Annotated in this window: 2 protein-coding genes; both read right to left on the bottom strand. The window is 66.2% G+C overall.

Features of this window, described 5'->3' with window-relative positions; translation table 11 throughout:
• The coding region (locus HPC46_RS34345) for a protein kinase family protein (protein WP_407665608.1) at positions 1-232 on the bottom strand (232 nt) is incomplete at its 3' end.
• Positions 233-270: 38 nt separating this feature from the next.
• Positions 271-1,236, bottom strand: coding sequence for a hypothetical protein (locus HPC46_RS34340; protein WP_036425574.1), 966 nt, complete (start codon positions 1,234-1,236; stop codon positions 271-273).
• Positions 1,237-1,528: the final 292 nt, after the last annotated feature.

Here is a 1,528-nt window from a genome sequence, read left to right as displayed (position 1 = left end):
GGTCGTGCACCCCGACGATGTGGGGATGCCACAGTGAGGCCGCCAGATCAGCCTCACGCACAAAGCGTTGCCGGTACTCCTCGTCGGCGGAGACATCAGCGGGCAACACCTTCATCGCCTCACGACGACCCATCCGTGGGTGGGCCACCCGGTACACCTCACCCATCCCACCCGCGCCCAGCAAACACTCCACCCGATAACCCGCGAACACCGAACCAGGACTCAACGGCATGGGCAAATCGTAGGTCACCGTCGGCGACGAGCCGACAGCTAGGACGGGGCAGGCGTGTAGATGGCCGGATTCTTGCCCAGATCGACGGTGCCGCCAACCGGAATCGGGAAGGTGTAGCTGGGGGTTCCACTGGTGACCGTAGCAGTGGCTGGCCAGCGAACGATCCCGCTGACGACGACGCCGAGGCTGGTGGGGTCGAATTTGGTGGTCATATCGCCGAAGTCGCCGCTTCCGGTCACCGACACGGTGCCGGCCACGACGTTGGCGCTGGCGCCAGTGATCTTCGGGCAGTCCGGCGGCGGTTGTTCGCCGTGGAAGCAGTAGCGTCCCCAGCTGTCGAGAGCATCGTTGACAGCGTTGCGGCCCGCATCAGTCAGTGTCGCCGTCAGCTGCAGCGCGGGCCCCGGCGGAGACGTTAGCGCGTCGAGCAGAAGCGGTTTGGTCGCAGCGGTGACCGTGATGTTGGGGTTGGTGGAGGAGATCTCCACGGCACCGGGAAACACCGGCACCTCGGTGGCCGGTTTCACTGGGACGTTCCACACCGCGACCGCCCCCAGCAATGCGGTCGGCGACTGATTCGACGACAACGACAGTGTTGCGGTGGTCGCCTGCAACTTCCACTCATCACCGTCACGGCGCACCGCGATACGAGTCTGGCTCGGTTGGTCACCGAAACGGGCCGCAAGGACCACGTGTTGGACCTGTTCTGGGTCATCGCCAGGTCCCGGGGGAGCGGTGGCCACGGTGATATCGGTAATCGGCGTGAGCGCCAGCTGCGCTCGTAGAACAGCATCGGTGAGCATGCGCGTGTCGCTGGGCGGGGAGGCGCCCAATGCGAGCGCTGTCGCGGCGTCCCCGGCGGCGAGCGCCCGCAAATACCGCTCGGCAACCGAACGGGCCGATTCCGCCGCGGACGCCGAGCCCGGTGCGCCATCCCCACCGCCGCCGGAAAGCGTCAGAACACCAACCAGTGTCGTGACGGTCAGCACTGCCAGACCGATCACCGCGATGGCGACCGTACGGCCCCGCCATCGCCGCCTGGAGACCGGGGCCGGCAACGACGGCGCTTGGTGATCACCCTGTGAGGGACGCTGTGGGGCCGCAGGCCGATAGTCCGCCGGTGGCGTTGTGGGCTGCCATGGCTGGCCGGCGACGTCGGGTGCGGCCGTGACGGGCCAGGCCCCGGTGTGGGGGCTGTCCCTTATACACATCCCCGACCCCACGAGACAAGGGGCAAACCCGTATGCCGTTTTCTGCTTAAAAAAAAAAAAAAACCAAACCAGCCACAGCATACTA

The sequence above is a fragment of the Mycolicibacterium vinylchloridicum genome, assembly GCF_013404075.1.
Taxonomy (GTDB): domain Bacteria; phylum Actinomycetota; class Actinomycetes; order Mycobacteriales; family Mycobacteriaceae; genus Mycobacterium; species Mycobacterium vinylchloridicum.
The sequence above is the reverse complement of the archived record's forward strand: the minus strand, read 5'-3'. Positions and strand labels throughout refer to the sequence as shown.